This is a genomic window from Nonomuraea sp. NPDC049655, assembly GCF_044465465.1.
In the GTDB taxonomy this organism is placed as follows: domain Bacteria; phylum Actinomycetota; class Actinomycetes; order Streptosporangiales; family Streptosporangiaceae; genus Nonomuraea.
The window spans coordinates 168,804-191,614 of record NZ_JBITLS010000016.1 but is presented as its reverse complement, the minus strand read 5'-3'; the positions used below and the strand labels follow the sequence as shown (position 1 = coordinate 191,614).

Here is a 22,811-nt window from a genome sequence, read left to right as displayed (position 1 = left end):
GATTCTCGCTTGGGAAGTGCTTTACCCTCGCTTGCGAAGTTCTCTTGGCCAGAACCGCCGAGGAAGGAACAACTTTATCACCGCAGCCTTGAAACGGACATAAGTGGACGGACTTGGACGTGGTTCGACCCGCTTGCGGTGGACGCCCTCACCCGGCCTGCGCTCCTGGCGCGGCGGCGGGACCGACAGCGCGGCGGCGGTGGCCTCCGCCCTGTGCAGCCCGCGGTGCGCGGGCCTGCGCGCGAAAGAGGGTGAGGTCACCACGGGAACCGGGCGTACGGGCCGGCGCGGGGCCAGCGGCTCCTCCGCCGAGCCGCCCGCGGCCACCCGGGCCAGCATGAGCGAGGCCCGCACGGAGTCGAGCCGGGTCTGTGGATCGATCCTGAGCAGCGCGTCGAGCACGGGCGCCAGCGGGCCCGCCTTGCTCATCGGGATCGGCTCGCCGCTGGTCAGCGCGGCCAGCGCGGCGGCGGCCGTACGGCGGCCGTGCAGCCCGCGGCCCTCGACGGCGGTGTAGAGGGTCGCGCCGAGCGACCACAGATCGCCCGCGGGGCTTGCCTTGGAGCCGAGAACCCGTTCGGGGGCGATGTAACCGGCCGAGCCGAGCACGATGCCGGCCTGGGTGATGGAGACGTCGCCTTCGAGCGCGGCCAGGCCGAAGTCGGTGAGCACGGCGCGGTCCTCGGTCACCAGGACGTTGCTGGGCTTCACGTCGCGGTGGAGGATGCCCTTGGCGTGGACGGCCCGCAGCGCGCCGAGGATCTGCCGGCCGATCTCGGCGGCCCGGCGCGGATGGAGCGGTCCGTGCTCCTGGATGAGCTGCTCCAGGGACTTGGCCCGGAGCAGCTCCATCACGATCCAGGGACGGTCGTCCTCGGTCACGACGTCGAAGACGGTGATGACCGACGGATGGGCCACCATCGCGGTCGCCCTGCCCTCGCGCTCGGTGCGGGCGCACAACTCCGCGCGCAGCTCCTCGTCGAGGACGGTGGGCAGCCGTACTTCCTTCACCGCCACGTCGCGGTCGAGCAACTCGTCATGCGCCCGCCAAACGGTGCCCATGCCGCCGCGACCAACCGGCTCCACAAGCCGATAGCGCGCGGCGAGAAGGTAACCGGAGGGCGCACGCATGCCAGGCAGCTTACCTATTTGTGTAAACCGACCAGTAGAGGCGGGGCCGATAAATTGTTGCGAACTTAAGTCAACCCGCCTGACTCGTTACGTCAGCGAACCTCCGGGCCACATCTGCCCAGTTGACGAGGCCCCACAGTTTCTCGACGTAGTCCGGACGCACGTTGCGGTACTGCAGATAGTAAGCGTGCTCCCACGCGTCGAACACGAGAAGCGGCGTGGTGTTCATTCCGACGTTGCCGTGGTGGTCGTAGATCTGCTCGACCACCAGCCGGCGGCTCAGCGGCTCCCAGGCCAGCACGCCCCAGCCGGAGCCCTGGACCGACGCCGTGGCGGTGGTGAGCTGCTTCTGGAACGCCTCGAACGTGCCGAAATGCTCGTCGATGGCGGCCCTGAGCGCGCCGTCGGGGCGGTCGCCGCCGTCAGGGGAGAGGTTCTCCCAGAAGATCGAGTGCAGGACGTGGCCGGACAGGTTGAAGGCGAAGGTCTTCTCCAGGCCCACCAGGCCGGTGAAGTCGCCCCCGTCGCGGGCCTCGGCCAGGCGGTCGAGCGTGTCGTTGGCGCCCTTGACGTAGGCCGCGTGGTGCTTGGCGTGGTGCAGCTCCAGGATCTCGCCGGTGATGGCGGGCTCCAGCGCGCCGTAGTCGTACGGCATGTCGGGAAGGGTGTAGTCCCCCATGGGTCCGTCCTCTCGAAGTAGATCTCTGGAGGACACTATTGCAAGTAGTTCGCAAGTGCATCAGACTTGCGACCTAGGTCTCGCCTTGGCATCGTGGCGAGAGTCAGTTGGGTCCAGTTTGTGCGCGGACGGCATGAGCCGTCCGCGCACAGGCGTCCTGTGGGGATTTCTTGGGGTGGGAATTACCCAGGTCAGGGCGCTGTTGTACCTGTTTGTACGCGACGGCAGGGCAGCCGTGTCGAGGCGCCCCCGCAGATCTGTCGTCATCACCCATCGCAGGATTCACACCTGTGACCCGCCGTGCCTCATGCGCGGACGGTGAGCAAAGGAGCACCCCCCGATGGCCAAGCACGCCATGATGACCACGTCCCACATCGCCAAGCTCGCTCTCGGCGCGACCATCGCCGCGAGCGCCCTGGGCGCCACTGCCGCCGTCAGCGCCGCGACCGCGGGCCGGACCGACGCCCAGACCGCCGCGCAGCAGTCGGCCGCGCAGGGTTCGGCCCAGGGCCGGGTGAACGTCACCGCCGCCCAGGTGCTGGCCACCGCCCGCGCCCAGGTCGGCACCTCCGAGGACGCCAACGGCGGCGGCACCAAGTTCCAGAAGTGGTACGCCGACTCGCAGCGCGCCGCCGAGACCGTCGCCCGCGACGGCGGCAGCCGCCAGGACTACCTGAACGCCGCCTGGTGCTCGATGTTCGTCTCCTGGGTCGGCGAGCAGACCGGCGCCCGCCCGCAGGTCGGCTGGGACGCCTACACCGTGACCCACGCCAAGTGGTTCGCCGCCAACGACCGCTGGGGCACCGAGGCCAGGCCGGGCGCCGTCGTCTTCTTCTCCTGGAGCGGCAGCAAGAGCCTGAGCGACATCCAGCACGTCGGCTTCGTCGTCAAGGACAACGGCGACGGCACGATCTCCACGATCGAGGGCAACACCGGCAACGGCAAGGTCGAGGAGCGCGTCCGGCCGACCTCGCAGGTCGTCGGCTACGGTTACCCGTCCTACGCCGCCTGACACATCGACACAGCGCGCATTCCTGCCCGGGATGCGCGCTTTGTTGTATTACCGCACGTCAGAGCGACTGTGACGTTCGGCACACCCCTCCCCCCGATAAATGTGCATGATGCCTAGTAGGGCACTTTCCCGCGTACGGCAGGCTGATTGACAGGAACCACGGCACGCCGTCAGCAAGATGTAAGGGTGCCGAAAGGGGACGGGGGCATGGTTAGGACATGAGACCAGGCGAGAACCCGCGAGCAGCTGAAACTGTCGGTGCCGGCCCTGAGACTGGGTAGGACGCCGACGTTCCACCACTGACGACAGAAGTTGAAGGACGTGATGGAGATGCGCCAGACACAGGTTCGCCGCCGGCCGAGGAAGCCGGTCGGCGCCACCCTGGACCTTCGCACGCCGTCGGGGCGACAGTTGCCCTTTTGAACATCAGGAAGCAGGAGCGCCATCTGAGAGGTGCGCGATGATGTGCAGTCACTTTCCCGTATGCCCCAGTGCGGACTCGCCCGACCGTGAGCGTTCGCACGTGATCTCGGCCCACCCCGACCAGGGCTGGAGCCTCCTCTGCAACGGCGTGGTGCTGTTCGAGGACACGGGTCTGCTCCTGCCCGACGGCAGCGTCGTCGCCCCCCACCGAGCCGCCGTCGCGGCCTAAGGCGCCCGGGGGCAACCCCCCCGTCGTCCGGTGCCGAGGGGCTTCGACCGCCGCCCGGCACCCTTCGACGCGCTCGGGCCCTACCTGCGCCCGATGCTCAGCACCGGCCCGGTGCGGTCGGTGAAGAAGTCCTCACCCTTGTCGTCGACGACGATGAAGGCGGGGAAGTCCTCGACCTCGATCTTCCACACCGCCTCCATGCCCAGCTCGGGGTATTCGAGCACCTCCACCTTCCTGATGCAGTCCTGGGCCAGCCGGGCCGCCGGGCCGCCGATGGAGCCCAGGTAGAAGCCGCCGAACTTCTGGCACGCCTCGGTGACCTGCCGGGACCTGTTGCCCTTGGCCAGCATGACCATCGAGCCGCCCGCCGCCTGGAAGCGCTCGACGTAGGAGTCCATGCGGCCGGCCGTGGTGGGGCCGAACGAGCCGGAGGCGTAACCCTCGGGGGTCTTGGCCGGGCCGGCGTAGTAGACCGCGTGGTCCTTGAGGTACTGCGGCATCTCGCCGCCGTCGTCGAGCAGCTCGGCGATCTTGGCGTGCGCGATGTCGCGGGCGACGACGAGCGGGCCGGTGAGGGAGAGCCGCGTCTTGACGGGGTACTTCGTCAGCTCGGCCAGGATCTCCGGCATCGGCCGGTTGAGGTCGATGCGGACGACGTCGTCGGACAGGTGCTCGTCGGTGGTCTCCGGCAGGAAGCGGGCCGGGTCGGTCTCCAGCTTCTCCAGGAACACGCCCTCGGCCGTGATCTTGGCCAGCGCCTGGCGGTCGGCCGAGCACGACACCGCGATGGCCACCGGGCAGGACGCGCCGTGCCGGGGCAGGCGGATCACCCGCACGTCGTGGCAGAAGTACTTGCCGCCGAACTGGGCGCCGATGCCGAGCTTCTGCGTCAGCTCGAAGACCTTGGCCTCCAGCTCCAGGTCGCGGAAGCCGTGCCCGGAGGGCGAGCCCTCGGTGGGGATGGAGTCGAGGTAGCGGGCGCTGGCGTACTTGGCGGTCTTGAGCGCGAACTCGGCGGAGGTGCCGCCCACCACCACGGCCAGGTGGTACGGCGGGCAGGCCGCGGTGCCCAGCGAGCGGATCTTCTCCTCCAGGAAGGCCAGCATGCGCTTCTCGTTGAGCACCGCCTTGGTCTCCTGGTAGAGGAACGACTTGTTGGCCGAGCCGCCGCCCTTGGCCATGAACAGCAGCTTGTACTCGTCGGCGTGGCCGTGGGGGTCCTCGGCGTAGAGCTCGATCTGGGCGGGCAGGTTGTTGCCGGTGTTCTTCTCCTCCCACATGGTCAGCGGGGCCATCTGGGAGTAGCGCAGGTTGAGCTTGGTGTAGGCGTCGTACACGCCCTCGGAGATGTGCTCGGCGTCGCGGCCGTCGGTCAGCACGTGGCGGCCGCGCTTGCCCATGACGATGGCGGTGCCGGTGTCCTGGCACATCGGCAGCACGCCGCCGGCCGAGATCGAGGCGTTCTTCAGCAGGTCGAGGGCGACGAACCGGTCGTTCCCGCTGGACTCGGGGTCGTCGACGATCTTGCGCAGCTGCGCCAGGTGCGACGTGCGCAGGAAGTGGGAGATGTCGTGGACCGCGGTCTCGGTGAGCAGCCGCAGGGCCTCGGGGTCGACCTCCAGGAACGTACGCCCGGCCGCTTCGACCTTCCGCACCCCCTCCGACGTGATCAGCCGGTACTCGGTCTCATCGGCGCCCAGGGGAAGCAGATCGGTGTAGTCGAAGTCCATGTCCATAGAGGGTACGCCCCCCGTCAGGTGGTCATCCCGGGGCCGGCACGGGCTCCGGCGAGCGCCGCGCGGTGAGCCCCACCAGGATGCCGACGATCACCAGACCGGCCCCCGCCAGGTCGTAGACGCTCGGCGTCGCGATGCCGAGCGCGAGCCCCGTCACGATCGCGCCGACCGGGATGAGCCCGGCGAACAGCCCGGCCGTCCCGGGGCCGAGCCTGGGCAGCGAGGTGTACCAGAGGAAGAAGGCCACGACCGTGACCACGACCGCCAGGTACACGAAGCCCAGCGTCTCGGCCGCGGTCGGCGTCCTGAACATGGCGGAGCCCTCCTGGACCAGGCCGACCACGGCCAGCATGGGCACGGCCAGCGCCGTCGAGTACGCCGACACCCGGATCGCCCCCAGCTTCGGCAGCAGGGGGATGGCCAGCATGGAGAAGCTCACCTCGCCCACCAGTGCCCCGAGCGCCCACAGCAGGCCGGTCGGGTTCCCGCTGCCCAGGCCGGTCGCCAGCGTCGCGCCGGCCACCACCACCGACGCCCCCACCAGCAGGCGCGGCGCCGGACGCCCGCCGGCCAGCGCCAGCGCCAGCGGCACGGTGCCGAGGACGGTGCCCACCAGCGCCGGCCCCGAGGCCCGGGTGGACTCGACGACGCAGACGTTGAAGACCACCAGCCCGAGCAGGGTGAGCCCGCCCAGGTACAGGGCCTCGCGCCCGGTCAGCCGGACGAACCGCAGGCCGAGCGCCCTGGTGACGACCAGCAGGATGACCGCGGCGGCGAGGTAGCGCACGGCCTGGCCGCCGTACACGGGATAGGAGCCGATCAGGCCGGACACTCCGGCCAGGGTGCCCACCAGGAACATGGCGGTGGCGGCTCCGGCGATTCCGTTTCTCATGTGCAGGATCGTAGGGAGACAATGGTTCGGGCAAACAGTCCAATAGGCCGCTATATGACAGGACCAATATGGCCGACCTGCACATCCGGATCAATCGGGATGCGGGAGGGATCGCTGGGCAGATCGCGGCCGAGCTGCGCGAGGGCGTGCGCCTCGGGCGGCTCGTGCCCGGCACCCGCCTGCCCGCCACCCGCGACCTCGCCGCCGACCTCCAGGTCTCCAGGGGCGTGGTGGTGGAGGCGTACGAGCAGCTGGTGGCCGAGGGGTTCCTGGTCTCGCGGGTGGGGGCCGGGACCGAGGTGGCCCCGCTGGGCGCCGTCCGGTCCGCCCGTCCGTGGCCGGTGGCCGACGGCGGCGCCTGCGGGCCGTACCAGGGGCACCGGGCCACGTCCCCCGACCTGGGGCACTTTCCCCGGGAGCGGTGGTCGGCGGCCGTCCGGCACGTGCTGGCCACCGTGCCGTCCGACGCGCTCGACTACGGCGACCCCGGGGGCGTGCCGGAGCTGCGCGAGGAGCTGGCCGGTTACCTGCGGCGGGTCAGGGCGGCCGACGTCCATCCCGACAATCTGGTCGTCGTGGGCGGCGTGGCGCAGGGGCTGAGCCTGGCGCTGCACGTCCTGGCCCGGCGCGGCGGCCTGCGCCTGATCGTCGAGGACCCCACCAGCCGCCGCCAGGTCCCGCTGCTGGAACGGGCCGGGGCCCGCCTGGTGCCGGTGCCCGTGGGCTGCGAGGGCCTGGTCACCGGCGCCATGGAGGGCGAGGCGGCGCTGGTCACGCCCGCACACCAGTACCCGACGGGCGTCGTGCTCTCCCCGGCCAGGCGGGCCGCGCTCATGGAATGGGCCTGCGCGGGCGACCGCACGGTCCTGGAGGACGACTACGACGCCGAGTTCCGCTACGACCGAGACCCGGTCGGCTGCCTCCAGGGGCTGGCCCCCGACCGGGTGATCCTGACCGGCAGCGTCAGCAAGTCGCTCGCGCCCGGCCTGCGGCTCGGCTGGGTCGCCGCCCCCGCCCACCTGGCCGAGGCGATCCGCCGCGCCCGGAGCGAGCTCGACCTGGGCTCCCCGGTCATCGAGCAGTACGCGCTGGCCCACTTCCTGCGCTCCGGCGGCTACGACAAACACCTGCGGCGCATGCGCAGGGAGTACCGCCGCCGCCGGGACGCCCTGGTCAGGTCGTTGGCCGAGGAGCTGCCGGAGATCCGCGTCCGGGGCATCCAGGCCGGGCTGCACGTCTACCTCGACCTGCCGGACGGCTGGGACGAGCTGCGGGTCGTCCGCGCGGCCGAGGAGGTCGGCCTGGCCGCCGAGCCGGTCGCGCCGATGCGGTTCTCGCCCGGCCCGCCGGCGGTCGTGGTCGGGTTCGCCCGGCTGCCGGTGCATCAGGCGGCGGAGGCCGTACAAGGCTTAAAAGTCCGCATGTCCGGACATATCAAGGACTGAGGCGGAAAGCGGCATTGGAGGCGGCATGCGGGTGGGACTGCTGGGCCTGGGCCGGATCGGCGCGTTCCACGCGGCGAACCTGGCCGCGCACCCCCTGGTCGACGAGCTGATCGTGGCCGACCCGGTCAGGACCTCGCCGTACGGCAGGCCGGGGGACCCGTTCGAGGCCGACGCCGTGGTCATCGCCACGCCGACGAGCACGCACGCCGAGCTGCTGATCAGGGCGTGCGAGCGGGGCGTCCCCGTCCTGTGCGAGAAGCCGGTGGCGGGCACGGTCGCCGAGACGGTCAAGGTGCTGGAGGCGAGCGCGGGCCGGCGGGTGTGCATCGGGTTCCAGCGCAGGTTCGACCCCGGCTACCGGGCCGCCCGCGCCGCGCTGCGGGCCGGCGAGCTGGGCGAGCTGCACCGCGTCCACCTGGTCACGGCCGATCCCGCGCCGCCGCCCGCCGGGTACGTCCCGCTGTCCGGCGGCCTCTTCCGCGACTGCCACGTCCACGACTTCGACGTCCTGCGCTGGGTGACCGGGCGCGAGGTCGTCTCCGTCCACGCCGCCGGCGCGAACCGGGGGGCGGCGTTCTTCAAGGAGGCCGGCGACGTGGACAACAGCGCCGCGCTGCTCACCCTCGACGACGGCACGCTGGCCACCCTCCAGGGCTCCCGCTACAACGGCGCCGGCTACGACGTGCGCATGGAGCTGGCCGGCACGAAGGGCACCCAGGTGGCCGGGCTCGGGCCGCGCGCGCCGCTGCGCAGCGCCGAGGGCCTGCAGCCGCCCGGCCCGCCCTGGCCCGACTTCGTCGCCAGGTTCGGCCCCGCCTACGCGGCCGAGATCGACGCCTTCCTGCGCGGCGGCGAGGGCCTGTGCTCGGTCGAGGACGCCCTGGCCGCCCTGTACGTCGCCGAGGCCGCCGACCTGTCGCTGCGCGAGTCGCGTCCCGTCCAGGTGGCCGAGGTGCGCGGCTGAGGAGGCTTGCGGATCACGCCTGCGCGGCGGCCCGCCGGGGCGCGAAGCCCGGTGCGAGCGCGATGATCACGCCGGCCAGCAGCAGCGGCGCGACGAACGCCACCCGCCAGTCCGTGGCGTCGGCGATGCCGCCGATCAGCGCGGCTCCCACGATGAAGCCCACGTAGTTGAAGAGGTTCACCCGGGCGATGGCCACCCCGGTGCCCGCCGGGTCCAGCTTGCCCGCCGCCGAGAACGACTGCGGCGCGACCACCGACAACCCCAGCCCGGTCAGCCCGAACGCGACGATCGCCAGCGGCTGGTTCGGGGCCACCACGACGCCGAGGAAGCCCAGCGTGGCCAGCGCGCCGCCGAGCCGGACGATGGCGGCCGGGCCGTAGCGGCGGACCGCGACGTCGCCGGCGAGCCGCACGGCCAGCGTCGCGCCCTGGTAGACGCTGTAGGCCAGCTTCGCCACGCTGTCCTGGGCCAGCAGGGCCTTGCCCATGAAGACGGTCGCGAAGTTCGACACCGCCGCGTCGCCGATGTACAGGAAGCCCATCGCCAGGCAGAGCGGGATGATCGGCCGCCAGGGGAACTTGCCGGTCGCGGCCTCGACGACGTTCTCCACCTTCTCCTCGGCGATCGTGCACAGCTTCGGTCCGGCGTAGATCGACCCGGCCACCGCCAGGACCATGGGGATCGCCATCGTGACCGCCAGCGAGACCCGGCCGGCCGCGAACACCGCCCACAGGGCGCCCGCCAGGCTGAGGACGCTCCACACGCTGTGGAAGCCGTTCAGCACGGCGGTGCCGTACCGGCGTTCGACGGCCACGCCCTGCATGTTCATGCCCGCGTCCACCGCGCCGACCGCCAGGCCGAACAGCAGCAGCGCGGGCACGGCCAGCGGCACCGAGGGCGCGAGGCCGGTGAGCACCACGGCGAGCGCCACCGCGGGCTGCGCGACCCGCAGGAGCAGCTTGCTGCCGTACCGGGCGGCGAACGTGCCCGCGCCGACGCTGCCCACGCCGGCGAAGACGGGCACGATCAGCAGCAGGAGCGTGAGCGCCCCGTCGGTGAGCTCCAGCTCGGTCTGGAGGCTGGCCACCTGGACGAGCAGGGTGGCGAAGGAGAGGCCCTGCACGCCGTACACGACGTACGTGGCGGTACGGGCCTGGCGATCACGCGGGGACGGCACGACGGCCTCCTGATCGGGGGGGAATCAAACGTGAGGCGGAGTCAGGTTAGCGGCTGCTCAGGGCCGTACGCCAGGGTCGGATCCGGCGGCGGATAGGGTGCCTGGGTGAGACGGGGCTACGCGACCGGCGAGGCGCGCAAGGAGCGCATCCTGGCGGTCGCGCTGCTGGAGTTCGCCGAACACGGCTACCGGGGCGCTTCGCTGGCCCGCATCGCCGCGCGGGTCGAGCTCTCCCAGGCCGGGCTGCTCCACCACTTCAGGAGCAAAGAGCGTCTGCTCGTCGCGGTGCTCGACTACCGCGACGAGCTCGACCGGCGCAGGTTCGGGCCAGGGCACGACGGCCACGACGGCGGCGCCGCCGCGCTGCGCGCCCTGGCCGACGTCGTCGACCACAACGCGCGGGTGCCGGGCCTCGTCCAGCTCTTCTCGGTGATCAGCGGCGAGGCGGTGACCCCCGGCCACCCCGGCCACGAGTGGGCCAGGGGGCGCTACCGGCGGCTGCGCGCCGACGTGGCCGCCGCGCTGCGCGCCGGCGTCGAGCGCGGCGAGTTCCGGGCCGGCCTCGACGCCGAGGCCCACGCCGACCGCCTGATCGCGATGATGGACGGCCTGCAGACCCAGTGGCTGATCGACCCCGGCCAGGTGGACATGGCGGCCGTCTTCCGCGGTTACGTGGAGGACCTCATCGCCGCTCTACGGCCCGCCTGACCGCCCGCACGGGCTCGGCCTCCGCCAGCCGTCCGGCCGCCCACACCCCGAGGGCCAGCAACGCGGCCACCTCGGTCACCGCCAGCCCCCGTTCGACCAGGCCGAGGGGCAGGACGCGGTACCACGGCAGCCCGTGGCGGGCGCCGATCAGCACCGCCGCGCCGATGCCCACGACCCACAGCGCCGAGCACACCCCCAGCCCGAACGCCACCATCGCCGACCTGCGGCGCTCCCGGTGCCGCCAGGGCCGGGCGATGACCAGCGCGGCGAGCGGCAGGCTGAGGAAGGCCACGAAACTGCCGACCCGGTGGATGCTGCCGCTCGTGCTCGGCCCGACCGCCCAGTCGTGCTTCTGGAACGACGCCGTCAGCAGCAGCCCCACGCTCCAGGCCATGAGCGCGACCGTGCCGACCGCCCCGGCCAGCCGCTTGCGCGCCAGCGAGACGCCGATGGCCGCCGACCCGGCCGCGAGCAGCCCCACGGCGAGCCCGAAGATCCACCCCTCGGGGCCGAGACCGTGCTCGCTGATCGTGCGCCTGAACGGGTTCGTCTCGTCGAGGCTGGTCAGATCCAGGCCCGCGATCACGGCGATGCCCACCCCCGCCGCACCGAGCCCCCATCGCGCCGGTTGGTGCACGCCCGCCTCCCGGGATCAGCGGTCAGAAGCCTGTCGCGTGGATCAACGGCGGGAAACGCCGGACGATTCCGGCGTACGGCCATCGGCACGCCGGCCGGACGATTCCGGCGCACCGCCACCGGCACGCCGAGGCGAACGGAGAGCCAGGTCGGGAGATCGGCGCGTTGCTCGGGCGGATTCGCCGATGTGCGCCCTGTTGGTCCGCTCTTGGGCGAGCGAATACCCGGGCCGCCGGATATCGTCAGAAGTGTGAACGAACGCGCGGGATCGTGGTTGCCGAAGCTGCAGGAAGTCGGAGAGCGGCTTGCTGAGGAGTTCGTGACGTCCCGGCGCGCACCGGCCGCGCCCGGCCTGCCGCAGCCGCACGAGCTGCGCGCCTCCGACGCCGACCGAGAACGCATCGCGCAGGTGCTCCAGGACGCCCACGCCGACGGCCGGCTCGACCTCGTCGAGCTGGAGGAGCGGCTCGGCGTCGTCTACTCCGCGCGCACGCTCGGCGACCTCGCCGGGCTCACCGCCGACCTGCTCCCGGCCGAGGAGCAGCCGCTGAACCTCGACGGCCGGCCGGTGTCGGCCATCTTCAAGAAGGAGCAGCGCGGCGGGCGCTGGGTGGTGCCCGCCGAGCTCGACGTCACGGCCATGTTCGGCACGACCAAGCTGGACTTCCGCGACGCGATCCTGCAGAACAGCCGGATCGTCATCAACGCCACCCTGGTCTTCGGCGGCCTGGAGATCCACGTGCCGGAGGACCTTGAGGTGATCAGGGTCGCCAAGGGGGAGACCGTCCGCCTGACCAGGCAGCCGGTCGAGCCCGGCGGGCCCGTGGTCGAGGTGCGCACCACGAACTTCGCCGGCGACATCAAGATCAAGGAACCGCCCAAGCGCAAACGCCGCCGCTGAGGCGGGTCAGCCGGCCGTGTCGAAGTTGATCGCGCTGTAGGCGCGCAGCTTCCAGAGCTGGTGCTCGCTCTCGATCTTCCTGATGGTCCCCGACCGGCCGCGCATCACCAGCGAGCTGGTCACCGCCGCGCCCGACCTGAACCGCACGCCCTGCATCAGCTCGCCCTGGGTGATGCCGGTCGCGGCGAAGAACACGTCGTCCGACCTGACCAGGTCGTTCGTGGTGAGCACCTGGCTGAGGTCGTGCCCGGCGTCGACGGCCTTGGCGCGCTCGGCGTCGTCGCGCGGCCACAGCCGGCCCTGGATCACGCCGCCCAGGCACTTCAGCGCGCACGCGGCCACGATGCCCTCGGGCGTGCCGCCGATGCCCAGCATCAGGTCGATGCCGGTGCCCGCGCGGGCCGCCATGATCGCGCCGGCCACGTCGCCGTCGACGATGAACTTGATCCGCGCGCCCGTCTCCCTGATCTCCTTGACCAGCTTCTCGTGCCGCGGCCGGTCCAGCACGACCACCGTGACGTCGGACGGCGAGCAGTGCTTGGCCCGGGCCACGGCGTTGATGTTGTCGGCCACCGACGCCTCGATGTTCACCACGTCGGCCGCCTCCGGCCCGGTGACCAGCTTCTCCATGTAGAACACCGCAGACGGGTCGTACATCGAGCCGCGCTCGCTCACCGCGATCACCGACACCGCGTCCGGCATGCCGAGCGCCGTCAGCCTGGTCCCGTCGATCGGGTCCACCGCCACGTCGCAGTCGGGGCCGCTGCCGTCGCCGACGCGCTCGCCGTTGTACAACATCGGGGCGTGGTCCTTCTCGCCCTCCCCGATGACCACCACGCCGTTCATCGACACCGTGTTGATCAGCTGGCGCATGGCGTTGACCGCCGCGCCGTCGGCGCCGTTCTTGTCGCCGCGGCCCACCCAGCGGGCCGCGGCCATGGCGGCCGCCTCCGTCACGCGTACCAGCTCCATCGCCAGGTTGCGGTCAGGGGCGTGCTCGCCCGTCGCGAGCGCTGCCGGTACCGACGTCTGATCGGACATGATGAGCCTCCTCGTTGAGAACTCTCTCGATCGTAGTTGCCGGTCTATTCCCGGTCAGAGGGGGATAATCTGCCCAGCCCGGCTCAGCTCTCTGCACAAGGGCCGCCACGCGATGGTCAGGGACTGGCGAAAAGGGATATCTATATGGGTGCCCCGCATGACGGAGACCGGATTTTGCGCCATATCGCGTGCGCGTAGGAGATCTCGCCTCCACCATGGACATGCGCCCCCGCCGTGGAGGAGATCGAATGAGCGAAGTGGAACACGCGGTGACCCAGCCTCGCACGTCCGAGCGGGGGGCTGCGACGCGGAGCTCGCTGCTGGCCGCCGCGCGGGAGGTCTTCGTCTCCAAGGGGTTCGCCGAGGCCGGCGTGACGGACGTCGTCGCCAGGGCCGACGCCAGCGTGGGCAGCCTCTACCACCATTTCTCCGGCAAGGCCGACCTCTACCTCACGTTGTGGGAGGAATGGCAGGCCCGCCAGGCCCAGCGCACCAAGCAGGCCGCCCGTACGGCCCGCGCCGCCGCCGAGGGCGACCCCATGAGGGTGTTCATCGACGCCGCCCGCGCCTACCTCGAAGGCTGCCTGGAGGAACGCGAGCTGGCCGCCCTGTTCCTGCGCGGCGACGGCCCGCCCGGCTTCGAGGTGGTCATGCGCGACCGGCTGCGCACGTGGGCCCAGCGCAACGCCGCCCTGTTCGAGGACGAGCCCGCGCTCGTCGTCGTGGTCACCGGCGCCCTGGCCGCGGCCGTCAGCGAGATCGTCTTCTCCGGCGACCGCGCGATGGTCGACGACGTGCTGGCGATCATCGGCCAGATCAGGCCCGCCGCTTCGGCGACCGCACCCTCCAGCGGGTAACCTCGCCAAGTGTGCGACGGTTCAGCCAAAGTTTCTACGGCTACGCGGTAGCCCTCTTCGTGTGCCTGGCGGGCGTGGGGCTCTTCATGCTCGTCGCCCCGCAGAGCCGTGAGGAGCACATCCCGCGGCTCGACTACTCCATCACCGTCGCCAACTTCGGGCACGGCGTGCCCTACCAGGTGTGGTCCCCGCAGAAGGACCCGGCGGGCTGGGTGCCCAACAGCAACAGGATCGCCAAGGGCGAGAACGGCGCTCAGGTGCTCTACCTGGGCTACGCCACCGCCGAGCGGCAGCACGCCATGTTCGCCCAGAGCGACGAGAAGCCGGCCGCCGAGTTCGCCAACCGCATGACCGGCATCGCCAAGCCGTCCGGCAGCCAGCAGGTGGGCGGCGTGACGTGGGAGAGGCGTTTCCGCGAGGACAAGAACCAGCGCTCGCTCGTGCGGGTGCTCCCCGACGTCACCCTCGTCATCACCGGCACGGCCGACTGGCCCGAGCTGGCCGAGCTGGCCGGGCTCCTGCAGCAGCGCGCCAAGGGGTGACCCTGGCCGGGCGCGGCGGCGTCTAGGGTGGTGGCCGTGGCAGACGAGAAGACACCTTCGTACGAGCAGGCCCGCGAAGAGCTGACCGAGGTGGTGCGCCGCCTGGAGACGGGCGGGCTCACCCTGGAGCAGTCGATCGAGCTCTGGGAGCGCGGCGAGAGGCTCGCGGCCGTCTGCGAGGAGTGGCTGCAGGGCGCCCGGGTCAAGCTCGCCGCCGCCATGGCGAGGCGCTCGGAGCCGGGCGCCGACGACGCCCCCTTCTGATCCGTCAGGAGGCGGTGCGGTTGAGCGCCACCACGGGGATGCGGCGGCTGGTCTTGGCCTCGTACTCCGCGAAGCCGGGGGCGATCTCGACCATGCGGGCGTAGAGCCGGTCGCGCTCGTCGCCCTCGATGAACTCCGCCTTCACCTCGAACGTCTCGGTGCCGATCTCGGCGGTCGCCGCGGGGTTGGCGCGCAGGTTGTGGTACCAGGCCGGGTGGTTGTCGGCGCCCGCGTTGGAGGCGATGATCACGTAGCGGTCGCCGTCGGCCAGGTACATCACCGGCGTGGTCGTCGGCCGGCCGCTCTTGGCGCCCGTCGTCGTGAGCAGCACCAGCGACGCGCCCTCGAACGGGCCGCCCACCCGGCCCTCGTTGGCCCGGAATTCGTCAATGACCTGCTGGTTGAACGAGTTGGTCATCCTCAGCTCCTCATAATCGGAGAGTTCTCCGATTATGAGGATACAGGAGAGCTCTCCGTTCACCACGGAGTTATGCTCCAGGCGTGTGCGCACGTCCCCTGCTGCCCGTCGTCGGCCAGCCCCAGCCCGAGCGGGCCGACGCCGCGCGCAACCGCCGGAAGATCATCGAGGTGGCCGCCGCGATGATCGCCGAGCGCGGCGCCGACGAGCTCTCGCTCGACGAGGTGGCCAAGGCCGCCTGCGTCGGGGTGGGCACCGTCTACCGGCGCTTCGGCGACCGCGCGGGGCTCGTCCTCGCGCTGATCGACGAGCGGGAGCGGCGCTTCCAGGCGGCGTTCCTGAGCGGCCCGCCGCCGCTCGGGCCCGGCGCGCCGCCGGCCGAGCGGGTCACGGCGTTCCTGCACGCGCTGGTCGATCGCATCGTCGAGCAGCAGGACCTGTTCCTGCTGCTGGAGAACGGGCCGGGCAAGGTGCGCTACAGCGGGCCGTACAAGGTGCATCAGGTGCATCTGGCGAGCCTGCTCGCCGCGGCCCGGCCGGCGGCCCACGCCGCCTACCTGGCCGACGCGCTGCTCGCGCCGGTCACCGCCTGGCTGATCAAGTTCCAGCGGGAGGAGCGGGGCATGATGGTGGAGGACGTCAAGGCCGGCCTCGCCGACCTGGCCGCCGCCGTCGTGCGGGGGCCCTAGTCCTCCGTACGGACCGTGAGCCGGTCGTCGCTCAGCCTGATCGTCAGCGGGGAGCCCGGCGGCACGTCCTTGGCCAGGCGCACGACCTCGCCCGACGGATGTTGCACGATCGCGTAGCCGCGCTCCAGCGTGGCCGCGGGCGACAACGCGACCAGGCGGGCCCGCAGGTGCGTGAGGTCGTCGGCGGCCCGGTCGAGCGAGCCGGTCAGCGAGCGCCTGGCCCGCTCCCGCAGCGCGTCGACCTGCTCGGCCCGGCGTTCGAGCTCGCGCACCGGATCGGCCAGCGACGGCCGCGAGCGCACCGACGTCAGCCAGGACATCTCGCGGTCGAGCCAGCCGTTGAGCACCCGCCGCCCGCGGTCGCGCAGCTGGCGGATCAGCGCGAGCTGCTCGCCCACGTCGGGGACGACCTTCTTGGCGGCGTCGGTGGGCGTGGAGGCGCGTACGTCGGCCACCAGGTCGAGCAGCGGGCTGTCCTGCTCGTGGCCGATCGCGCTGACCACGGGGGTGCGGCAGGCGGCCACCGCGCGCACGAGCGTCTCGTCGGAGAAGGGCAGCAGGTCCTCCAGCGAACCGCCGCCGCGGGCCACCACGATCACCTCGACCTCGGGGTCGGCGTCGAGCTTGCGCAGCGCCTCGGTGACCTCCCCGACCGCGTACGGCCCCTGGACGGCCACCTCCTCCACCTTGAATCGCACGGCCGGCCAGCGGCGGCGGGCGTTCTCCAGCACGTCGCGCTCGGCGGCCGAGTCGCGCCCGCAGACGAGCCCGATCGTGCCCGGCAGGAACGGCAGCCGCCGCTTCCTGTCGGCGTTGAACAGCCCCTCGGTGGCCAGCAACCGGCGCAGCCGCTCCAGCCTGGCCAGCAGCTCGCCCACGCCGACCGGCCGGATCTCCATCGCCGTGAAGGCGAACGAGCCCTTGTTGACCCAGAAGTCCGGCTTGACGTGCACCACGACCCGCGCGCCGTCGGAGGGACGCGGCTCGGCGGCCTCGTAGACGCCGCGCGGAGCCGTGACCCGGGCCGAGACGTTGGCCACCGGGTCACGCAGGGTCAGGAACACCGTGCCGCCGCGCGCGCTCAGATCGGTGATCTGGCCCTCGACCCACACCGTGCCGAGTCTGCCGATCCAGCCGCCCACCATCTGCAGGACCGTGCGGATCGGCAGGGGAGACTCGGGTGAGGTCTTCGAGGTCATGGCGGAAGACTACGGGTTCGCCGGGACTACTCCCCGGTCTGCAGCTTGGCCAGCCGGTTCTCGAACATGCGGACGACCTCGTCGCGGGCCTGGGTGGCGCGCTCGTAGGCGAGGTAGTCGCCGATCTGCTCGGCGGACTTGCCGCGCATCCTGGCCCGCAGCGAGGCCACGGTCAGCTCGGAGTAGCCGGGCAGCGGCTCGGCCAGGTCGTCCGGGACGACCTTGGGCTCCGCCACGGGGGCGGCCGGCTCGGTGACGGCCTCCGCGGCGGCCTTGAGCACGCCGTCCTGGGACGCGGCGGCGGCCGCGGGCTCCTCGGTGACCTCGGTGACGGCGGCGGGCTCGGCGGCGGCCTTGGCAGCCTTCGTCGCCTTCGCGGGCTTGGCCGGCTTGGCGGTCGTGGTGGTCGCGGCGGCCTTCGTGCTCTTGGCGGTCTTCGTGGCCTTGGCGGTCCTGGCGGGCTTCGCGGCGGGCTCGGCCGCGGGCGCGACCTCAGCCACGACGTCCGGCTCGACCTCGGCGGCCTTGACCTCGGCAGTCGGCTCGACCTCGGCGGCGGGCTCGGCCTCCGTCGGCGCCTCGGCCTTGACCTCGGCCTTGGCCGGCGCGTCGGCCTTCGCCGGGGCCTCCGTGGCGGCGGCGGCTTCCGGCTCGGGCTCGGACGTCGCCTTGGAGCCGGTCGACGGCTTGGGCTCGGTCGTCGCCTTCGGCTCGGTCTCCGGCTTGGGCTCGGTCTCCGGCTTGGTGGCGGTCTTGCCAGCGGGGGCGAAGATGACCGGGTCCGGCTTGCTCTTGGCCGACCCGTTGGGCGCGGCCTCCGGGCGCGGCGTGAAGATCACCGGCTCCTTGCGCGCCGGCTTCTCCTCCTCGGCCGGGGGAGCGGCGACCTGCGCGGCGGCGGAGGGACGGGACTCCTGCTCCTCCTCCTGCTCCTCCTTCGTGCCGAGCCCCTTGATGGAGTTCTTCACCCGGTCGACCACCAGCAGCGCCTGCCCGGCCGCGCTGAGCGTGGTCTGGACGACGAGCAGCGGCAGATCCTTGGCCTTCTCCTTGAGTTCGTCCTTGTTGGTAACGGTTCTGGCGATGTTGCGTATCACGTCGCTGAGGGACATGACGTCTCCCTGGGAGGTCTGTATTGGACGGCCAGTCTGGCAAACGGCGGGCGACCACGCACGCGCAGCCCTGATGGCCGCTCCACGTAGCATAAGAAGTATGGAGCCCCAGACCCCCGCTTCCCGCCGAGTACTCGTAGCCAAGCCGCGCGGCTACTGTGCCGGAGTCGATCGAGCCGTGGTAGCGGTCGAGAAGGCTTTGGAGCAGTACGGCGCGCCGGTCTACGTCCGCAAGCAGATCGTGCACAACACCCACGTCGTCAAGACGCTGGAGGCCAGGGGCGCCATCTTCGTCGAGGAGACCGAGGAGGTGCCCGAGGGCGAGATCGTGGTGTTCTCGGCCCACGGCGTCTCGCCGGCCGTGCACGAGGAGGCCAGGCAGCGGGGCCTGCGCACCATCGACGCCACCTGCCCGCTGGTCACCAAGGTGCACAACGAGGCCAAGCGGTTCGCCGCCCAGGACTACGACATCCTGCTCATCGGGCACGAAGGCCACGAAGAGGTCGAGGGCACCTCGGGCGAGGCCCCCGACCACATCCAGCTCGTCGACGGCCTCGACTCGGTCGAGAAGGTCCAGGTGAAGGACCCCGACAAGCTCGTGTGGCTGTCGCAGACCACCCTGTCGGTCGACGAGACCACCGAGACGGTCGCCCGCCTCAAGGAGCGCTTCCCCACCCTGATCGACCCGCCGAGCGACGACATCTGCTACGCCACCCAGAACCGGCAGGTCGCGGTGAAGGAGATCGCCGCCGAGGCCCAGCTCGTGATCGTGGTCGGGTCGGAGAACTCGTCCAACTCCAAGCGTCTGGTCGAGGTGGCCAAAGACCACGGCGCCGAGGCCGCGTACCTGGTGGACAACGCCGGCTTCATCCAGGACGAATGGCTCGACGGCGTCACCACGGTCGGCGTGACCAGCGGCGCGTCGGTGCCGGAGGAGCTGGTCGACGAGGTGCTCGCGCGGCTGGCCGGGCACGGCTTCGGCGACGTGCGCGAGGTCGAGTCGGTGCCGGAGAGCATGCGCTTCGCGCTCCCGCACGAGCTGCGCAAGGACCTTCGCGCCGGCTAGTCGTCGCCGCGCGGGGTGCCGTAGACCTTGGGCTCGAAGTAGCCCTCCGGCTCGGGCACGAACGGCTGGCGCGGGCGCGGCATCTCCGCGCCCGCCTTCAGCTCCTCGCGCAGCTCCCGCACGTTGTCGCGCAGGCCGCGCCGCCAGGCGACGGCCAGCACGACCGCCGAGCCGGCGAACAGCCAGGGGGCGCCGCGGGTCAGCGAGCCGTACAGGCCGAGGGCCAGCGACTGCATGATCGACACCGAGCCGAACGCGCGTCCGAGCTCGACGAAGAGCGTCGCGCAGAAGAACACCAGCGGCGGCGTGACCACCAGCGACAGCAGCTCGCGCTTGTTGACCAGGAGCACGCCGAGCAGGCTCGACACCACGAATGCGGCCCCCACCAGGTAGGACAGGCCGAGCACCGCGGTCAGGACATAGCCCGCCAGGGTGGCGACCAAGGTGAGCGCGATGGCGCCGCGAGCGGTCAGCCTGACGCCAGAACGCCTGCCCTTCTCTGCCACTGTCCCACCCCCGTTTACGGCGACCCGCCTGCCAACTTACCGTTCGAGTGCGAAATCAGAGACGTGGTTTCGAGCAGTTCGGGCGAGGCCAGGGGTCTCGGCAGCCCTTCGAGCATGTCCGGGGCGTCCAGATCGCCGTCCACGACGCCCAGATCGTTGAGTTTGCGTGCGGTGACCAGGACGCGGCTTTCAAGCGAACCGACCGACTTGTTGTACGCCTCCACCGCCCGCGTCAGCGCCTTGCCCAGCGACTCCACGTTCCTGCCGAGGGACGACAGCCGCTCGTACAGCTCCTTGCCCAGCTCGAACACCGCCCGCGCGTTCTCGCTCAGCGCGGCCTGCTGCCAGGCGTAGTGGGCGGTGCGCAGCATCGTGATCAGCGTCGTCGGCGTGGCGATGTGCACCCGCCGCGCCATGGCGTACTCCAGCAGCGCGGGGTCGCGTTCGAGCGCGGGCGCGAGGAACGCCTCGCCCGGGATGAACAGCACCACGAACTCCGGCGAGGGGTTGAACCCCTGCCAGTACGCCTTGGCCGCCAGCCGGTCGACGTGCTCGCGCACGTGCCTGGCGTGCGCGTCGAGCCGGACGGTGGCCAGCGACTCGTCGCCCGCCTCGGCCGCCTCCAGGTAGGCCGCGAGCGAGACCTTGGAGTCGACCACGATGTTCTTGCCGCCGGCCAGCCTGACCACCATGTCGGGACGCATCGCGCCCTCGACGACCTGCTCCTCGAAGTCGCAGTGGCGCTGCATCCCGGCGATCTCGGCCACCCGGCGCAGTTGCAGCTCGCCCCACCGCCCGCGCGCCTCGGGCCGCTGCAGGGCCCTGACCAGCGCGGTCGTCTGCGAGCGCAGCTGCTCGTTGCTCTGCTGCACGAACTCCATCTGCTTGGCCAGCTCCGCCCGCGCCGCCCGCTGCCCGGCCTCGGTGTCGCGAAGCTGCGACTCGACCCGCGCGAGCGCGTCCTTCAGCGGCTCGACCAGGTGCTCGACGGCCTGCCTGCGCTGGTCGAGATCGCCGGCGGCCTCGGCGCGGCTGGCCGACAGCCGGGTCTCGGCCAGTTCGAGGAAACGCACGTTGTTGACGTCGAGGGCGCGCGTGGACAGGGCCTGGAACCGTTCGGCGAGCTGTTCCTCGACGTAGACCAGCTTCTCGGCGGCCGACCTGGCCCGCGCGTCGGCCTCGGCCACCCGCACCGCCGCGCGGGTCCTGGCGACCAGGAAGCCGACGAGGAGTCCGAGGGCGAGTCCGATGAGCAGCGAGACGACATCCACTCCAACGATGATTGCAGCACATCGCGTCTGGATCTTCCCGACACGCTTGCGGAATCCGCTTGTGCGCCGACTGATCCGTCACGCACAGTATTGGGATGGCTACCGGTACGAGGCTCGCCGTCGCCGTGTCCGCGGTGTCGGTCGCCCTGATCGCCCTGGCCGGAGCCGTGATCACCGGTCCCGGGGCCGAGGGGCCGGCGGCCACCCGTCCGACCCTGCGCTGGACGCCCGGCGCCTGCGTCACCGACCGCTACGCGCTGATCCCCTGCAACGGCGGCGACTTCGAGGTGCTGGCCATCGCCCACGACCCGCCGCGGCCCGCCGACTGCCCCGACGACACCGACGACGTGCTGCGCATCGGCCTGGGCCGCACGGCCTGCGTGCGGTCCTTCCTGGCCCCGCACGCCGGCGTGCCCGGCGGTGGCGGCGGCCTGCTCAGGCCCGGCGACTGCGTGGCCCTCGACGGACGGGAACGCCCGTGCGCGGGCACCGGCTGGTACGGCAGATCCGTCGCGATCGCCTCGACCGCCGACGAATGCCCCTCGACCACCCTCGACACGCTCGAAAGCGGAGCGAACGTCGTCTGCCTGGGCCCCGGCGGTCAGGTGCTCGCCGAGGGCGCGTGCGTGGTCAGACCACCCGCCGACGTCGTCGCCAGGTCGGCCGTGACCAGGGCCGCCTGTGACTCGTCGGCGGCCTGGGCCCGCGTCGTCTCCTTCGAGAGCACGCCCGCGGCGTGCCCGGCCGGCGTCCAGCGCTACCTGCGCGCGGCGCCCGGGACCTACCGTCCGGTGACCTGCCTGCACCTGCTCAGCAAGTAAACTCGCTGTCCGTGAGCCTTTCCATCGGCATCGTCGGCCTGCCCAACGTCGGTAAGTCCACGCTTTTCAACGCGCTGACCAAGACCGGCAACGCACTCGCCGCGAACTACCCGTTCGCCACCATCGAGCCCAACGTGGGGATCGTGGGCGTGCCCGACGACCGCCTGCCCAAGCTGGCCGAGATCTTCGGCTCGGCCCGTATCCTGCCCGCCAAGGTGGAGTTCGTCGACATCGCGGGCCTGGTCAAGGGCGCCTCGGAGGGGCAGGGCCGGGGCAACCAGTTCCTCGCCAACATCCGCGACACCGACGCGATCTGCCAGGTCATCCGCGTCTTCGGCGACCCCGACGTCACGCACGTCGACGGCGAGATCTCCCCCAAGCGGGACATCGAGACCATCAACACCGAGCTGATCATGGCCGACCTGCAGACGGTGGAGAAGGCCGTGCCGCGCCTGCAGAAGGAGGCGCGCAACAACAAGGACAAGAAGGCGGCGCTGGAGGCCGCCGAGGCCGCGCTGGCCGTCCTGGAGACCGGCAGGACCATCTTCGAGAGCGGCCTCGACCGGGAGGAGCTGCGCGAGCTCCACCTGCTCACCGCCAAGCCCTTCCTCTACGTCTTCAACCTCGACGCCGACGAGCTGACCGACACCGCGCTCAAGGAGCAGCTGTCGGCCATCGTCGCGCCCGCCGAGGCCGTCTTCCTCGACGCCAAGATCGAGTCCGAGCTGGTCGAGCTCGACGAGGAGGAGGCCCTGGAGCTGCTCCAGTCGGTCGGCCAGGAGGAGTCGGGCCTGCGCCAGCTCGCCCGGGTCGGCTTCGAGACGCTGGGCCTGCAGACCTACCTGACCGCCGGCCCGAAGGAGACCAGGGCCTGGACGATCCGCAAGGGCGCCACGGCGCCCGAGGCGGCCGGCGTGATCCACACCGACTTCCAGCGCGGCTTCATCAAGGCCGAGGTGGTCTCCTTCGACGACCTGGTCGAAGTGGGCTCCATCGCCAGCGCCCGGTCCGCGGGCAAGGCCCGCATCGAGGGCAAGGACTACGTCATGCGCGACGGCGACGTGGTGGAGTTCCGCTTCAACGTCTGATCCG

At 71.5% G+C, this 22,811-nt stretch carries 25 protein-coding genes; 13 read left to right on the top strand and 12 right to left on the bottom strand.

The genetic code is table 11. The annotated features are described in order from the left end of the window. Positions 1 to 21: 21 nt before the first annotated feature. Positions 22 to 1,131, bottom strand: coding sequence for a serine/threonine-protein kinase (locus ACIBQ6_RS41700; protein WP_358294460.1), 1,110 nt, complete (start codon positions 1,129 to 1,131; stop codon positions 22 to 24). Between the two features lie 70 nt (positions 1,132 to 1,201). Beyond that, positions 1,202 to 1,810, bottom strand: coding sequence for a superoxide dismutase (locus tag ACIBQ6_RS41695; protein WP_358294459.1), 609 nt, complete (start codon positions 1,808 to 1,810; stop codon positions 1,202 to 1,204). A gap of 340 nt (positions 1,811 to 2,150) precedes the next feature. On the opposite strand from ACIBQ6_RS41695, the gene ACIBQ6_RS41690 reads away from it, so the two are divergent. Together ACIBQ6_RS41690 and ACIBQ6_RS41685 are read left to right on the top strand one after the other, a co-directional pair. After that, positions 2,151 to 2,822 carry a CHAP domain-containing protein gene (locus ACIBQ6_RS41690; RefSeq protein ID WP_358294458.1) on the top strand — a complete coding sequence of 224 codons (672 nt, stop codon included), beginning with the start codon at positions 2,151 to 2,153 and terminating at the stop codon, positions 2,820 to 2,822. A gap of 463 nt (positions 2,823 to 3,285) precedes the next feature. Beyond that, a complete protein-coding gene (locus ACIBQ6_RS41685; RefSeq protein ID WP_358294619.1) occupies positions 3,286 to 3,474 on the top strand; it encodes a DUF5999 family protein in 189 nt (62 codons plus the stop codon). An 80-nt stretch (positions 3,475 to 3,554) separates the two neighbouring features. On the opposite strand, the gene ACIBQ6_RS41680 is transcribed toward ACIBQ6_RS41685, so the two are convergent. Together ACIBQ6_RS41680 and ACIBQ6_RS41675 are read right to left on the bottom strand one after the other, a co-directional pair. After that, entirely contained in the window at positions 3,555 to 5,204 is a 1,650-nt protein-coding gene (locus tag ACIBQ6_RS41680; protein WP_397218543.1) for a fumarate hydratase, read from the bottom strand. Positions 5,205 to 5,235: 31 nt separating this feature from the next. Then, positions 5,236 to 6,102, bottom strand: coding sequence for a DMT family transporter (locus ACIBQ6_RS41675; protein ID WP_358294456.1), 867 nt, complete (start codon positions 6,100 to 6,102; stop codon positions 5,236 to 5,238). A 68-nt stretch (positions 6,103 to 6,170) separates the two neighbouring features. Between ACIBQ6_RS41675 and ACIBQ6_RS41670 the strand changes: the two genes are divergently transcribed. Both ACIBQ6_RS41670 and ACIBQ6_RS41665 read left to right on the top strand, forming a co-directional pair. After that, positions 6,171 to 7,547 carry a PLP-dependent aminotransferase family protein gene (locus ACIBQ6_RS41670; RefSeq protein ID WP_397218542.1) on the top strand — a complete coding sequence of 459 codons (1,377 nt, stop codon included), beginning with the start codon at positions 6,171 to 6,173 and terminating at the stop codon, positions 7,545 to 7,547. Between the two features lie 25 nt (positions 7,548 to 7,572). Beyond that, positions 7,573 to 8,511, top strand: coding sequence for a Gfo/Idh/MocA family oxidoreductase (locus ACIBQ6_RS41665; RefSeq protein ID WP_397218540.1), 939 nt, complete (start codon positions 7,573 to 7,575; stop codon positions 8,509 to 8,511). Between the two features lie 13 nt (positions 8,512 to 8,524). Here the strand turns inward: ACIBQ6_RS41665 and ACIBQ6_RS41660 are convergent, their stop codons facing one another. Continuing rightward, positions 8,525 to 9,688 (bottom strand): MFS transporter, encoded by a 1,164-nt coding sequence (locus tag ACIBQ6_RS41660; protein WP_358294453.1) that lies wholly within the window; start codon positions 9,686 to 9,688, stop codon positions 8,525 to 8,527. 105 nt (positions 9,689 to 9,793) lie between these two features. Between ACIBQ6_RS41660 and ACIBQ6_RS41655 the strand changes: the two genes are divergently transcribed. Then, a complete protein-coding gene (locus tag ACIBQ6_RS41655; protein WP_397218539.1) occupies positions 9,794 to 10,396 on the top strand; it encodes a TetR/AcrR family transcriptional regulator in 603 nt (200 codons plus the stop codon). Here the strand turns inward: ACIBQ6_RS41655 and ACIBQ6_RS41650 are convergent. Further along, positions 10,371 to 11,033 (bottom strand): DUF998 domain-containing protein, encoded by a 663-nt coding sequence (locus tag ACIBQ6_RS41650; RefSeq protein ID WP_397218538.1) that lies wholly within the window; start codon positions 11,031 to 11,033, stop codon positions 10,371 to 10,373. The genes ACIBQ6_RS41655 and ACIBQ6_RS41650 overlap by 26 nt on opposite strands. Before the next feature lie 249 nt (positions 11,034 to 11,282). Between ACIBQ6_RS41650 and ACIBQ6_RS41645 the strand changes: the two genes are divergently transcribed. Next, positions 11,283 to 11,933: a DUF1707 domain-containing protein gene (locus ACIBQ6_RS41645; protein WP_358294450.1), complete on the top strand. Its 651-nt coding sequence runs from the start codon at positions 11,283 to 11,285 to the stop codon at positions 11,931 to 11,933. 6 nt (positions 11,934 to 11,939) lie between these two features. Here the strand turns inward: ACIBQ6_RS41645 and glpX are convergent, their stop codons facing one another. Beyond that, positions 11,940 to 12,974, bottom strand: a complete 1,035-nt coding sequence (gene glpX, locus ACIBQ6_RS41640) for a class II fructose-bisphosphatase (protein ID WP_352325444.1) — start codon at positions 12,972 to 12,974, stop codon at positions 11,940 to 11,942. Positions 12,975 to 13,222: 248 nt separating this feature from the next. On the opposite strand from glpX, the gene ACIBQ6_RS41635 reads away from it, so the two are divergent. The 3 genes from ACIBQ6_RS41635 to ACIBQ6_RS41625 are packed head-to-tail and all read left to right on the top strand — an operon-like array spanning position 13,223 to position 14,637. After that, positions 13,223 to 13,831, top strand: a complete 609-nt coding sequence (locus tag ACIBQ6_RS41635; RefSeq protein WP_387677121.1) for a TetR/AcrR family transcriptional regulator — start codon at positions 13,223 to 13,225, stop codon at positions 13,829 to 13,831. A gap of 11 nt (positions 13,832 to 13,842) precedes the next feature. Further along, on the top strand, positions 13,843 to 14,373 hold the full coding sequence (locus ACIBQ6_RS41630) for a DUF4245 domain-containing protein (RefSeq protein WP_397218537.1): 531 nt from the start codon (positions 13,843 to 13,845) through the stop codon (positions 14,371 to 14,373). A gap of 36 nt (positions 14,374 to 14,409) precedes the next feature. Beyond that, the gene (locus tag ACIBQ6_RS41625) at positions 14,410 to 14,637 is read left to right on the top strand and encodes an exodeoxyribonuclease VII small subunit (protein ID WP_352325447.1); all 228 of its coding nucleotides are present in this window, start codon (positions 14,410 to 14,412) and stop codon (positions 14,635 to 14,637) included. A 4-nt stretch (positions 14,638 to 14,641) separates the two neighbouring features. On the opposite strand, the gene ACIBQ6_RS41620 is transcribed toward ACIBQ6_RS41625, so the two are convergent. Continuing rightward, positions 14,642 to 15,055 carry a nitroreductase family deazaflavin-dependent oxidoreductase gene (locus ACIBQ6_RS41620; RefSeq protein ID WP_358294447.1) on the bottom strand — a complete coding sequence of 138 codons (414 nt, stop codon included), beginning with the start codon at positions 15,053 to 15,055 and terminating at the stop codon, positions 14,642 to 14,644. A gap of 83 nt (positions 15,056 to 15,138) precedes the next feature. On the opposite strand from ACIBQ6_RS41620, the gene ACIBQ6_RS41615 reads away from it, so the two are divergent. Next, a complete protein-coding gene (locus ACIBQ6_RS41615; RefSeq protein ID WP_397218536.1) occupies positions 15,139 to 15,744 on the top strand; it encodes a TetR/AcrR family transcriptional regulator in 606 nt (201 codons plus the stop codon). On the opposite strand, the gene xseA is transcribed toward ACIBQ6_RS41615, so the two are convergent. Together xseA and ACIBQ6_RS41605 are read right to left on the bottom strand one after the other, a co-directional pair. Further along, complete coding sequence (xseA, locus tag ACIBQ6_RS41610; protein WP_397218535.1) at positions 15,741 to 16,943, bottom strand: exodeoxyribonuclease VII large subunit; 1,203 nt, start codon at positions 16,941 to 16,943, stop codon at positions 15,741 to 15,743. The genes ACIBQ6_RS41615 and xseA overlap by 4 nt on opposite strands. 26 nt (positions 16,944 to 16,969) lie before the next feature. Then, positions 16,970 to 18,055: a hypothetical protein gene (locus ACIBQ6_RS41605; protein WP_397218534.1), complete on the bottom strand. Its 1,086-nt coding sequence runs from the start codon at positions 18,053 to 18,055 to the stop codon at positions 16,970 to 16,972. Between the two features lie 100 nt (positions 18,056 to 18,155). Between ACIBQ6_RS41605 and ACIBQ6_RS41600 the strand changes: the two genes are divergently transcribed. Further along, positions 18,156 to 19,121 (top strand): 4-hydroxy-3-methylbut-2-enyl diphosphate reductase, encoded by a 966-nt coding sequence (locus tag ACIBQ6_RS41600; RefSeq protein WP_397218532.1) that lies wholly within the window; start codon positions 18,156 to 18,158, stop codon positions 19,119 to 19,121. On the opposite strand, the gene ACIBQ6_RS41595 is transcribed toward ACIBQ6_RS41600, so the two are convergent. After that, positions 19,118 to 19,627 (bottom strand): DUF6542 domain-containing protein, encoded by a 510-nt coding sequence (locus ACIBQ6_RS41595; RefSeq protein WP_358294442.1) that lies wholly within the window; start codon positions 19,625 to 19,627, stop codon positions 19,118 to 19,120. The two genes, ACIBQ6_RS41600 and ACIBQ6_RS41595, sit on opposite strands and share 4 nt — an antisense overlap. A 14-nt stretch (positions 19,628 to 19,641) precedes the next feature. Continuing rightward, positions 19,642 to 20,898, bottom strand: a complete 1,257-nt coding sequence (locus tag ACIBQ6_RS41590) for a DNA recombination protein RmuC (RefSeq protein ID WP_397218531.1) — start codon at positions 20,896 to 20,898, stop codon at positions 19,642 to 19,644. Positions 20,899 to 20,993: 95 nt separating this feature from the next. Here ACIBQ6_RS41590 and ACIBQ6_RS41585 point away from each other — a divergent pair, with 95 nt between their 5' ends. Both ACIBQ6_RS41585 and ychF read left to right on the top strand, forming a co-directional pair. Further along, positions 20,994 to 21,719 carry a hypothetical protein gene (locus tag ACIBQ6_RS41585; RefSeq protein ID WP_397218530.1) on the top strand — a complete coding sequence of 242 codons (726 nt, stop codon included), beginning with the start codon at positions 20,994 to 20,996 and terminating at the stop codon, positions 21,717 to 21,719. Between the two features lie 11 nt (positions 21,720 to 21,730). Next, positions 21,731 to 22,807, top strand: a complete 1,077-nt coding sequence (ychF, locus tag ACIBQ6_RS41580; RefSeq protein ID WP_352352936.1) for a redox-regulated ATPase YchF — start codon at positions 21,731 to 21,733, stop codon at positions 22,805 to 22,807. The last annotated feature ends 4 nt before the right edge of the window (positions 22,808 to 22,811 follow it).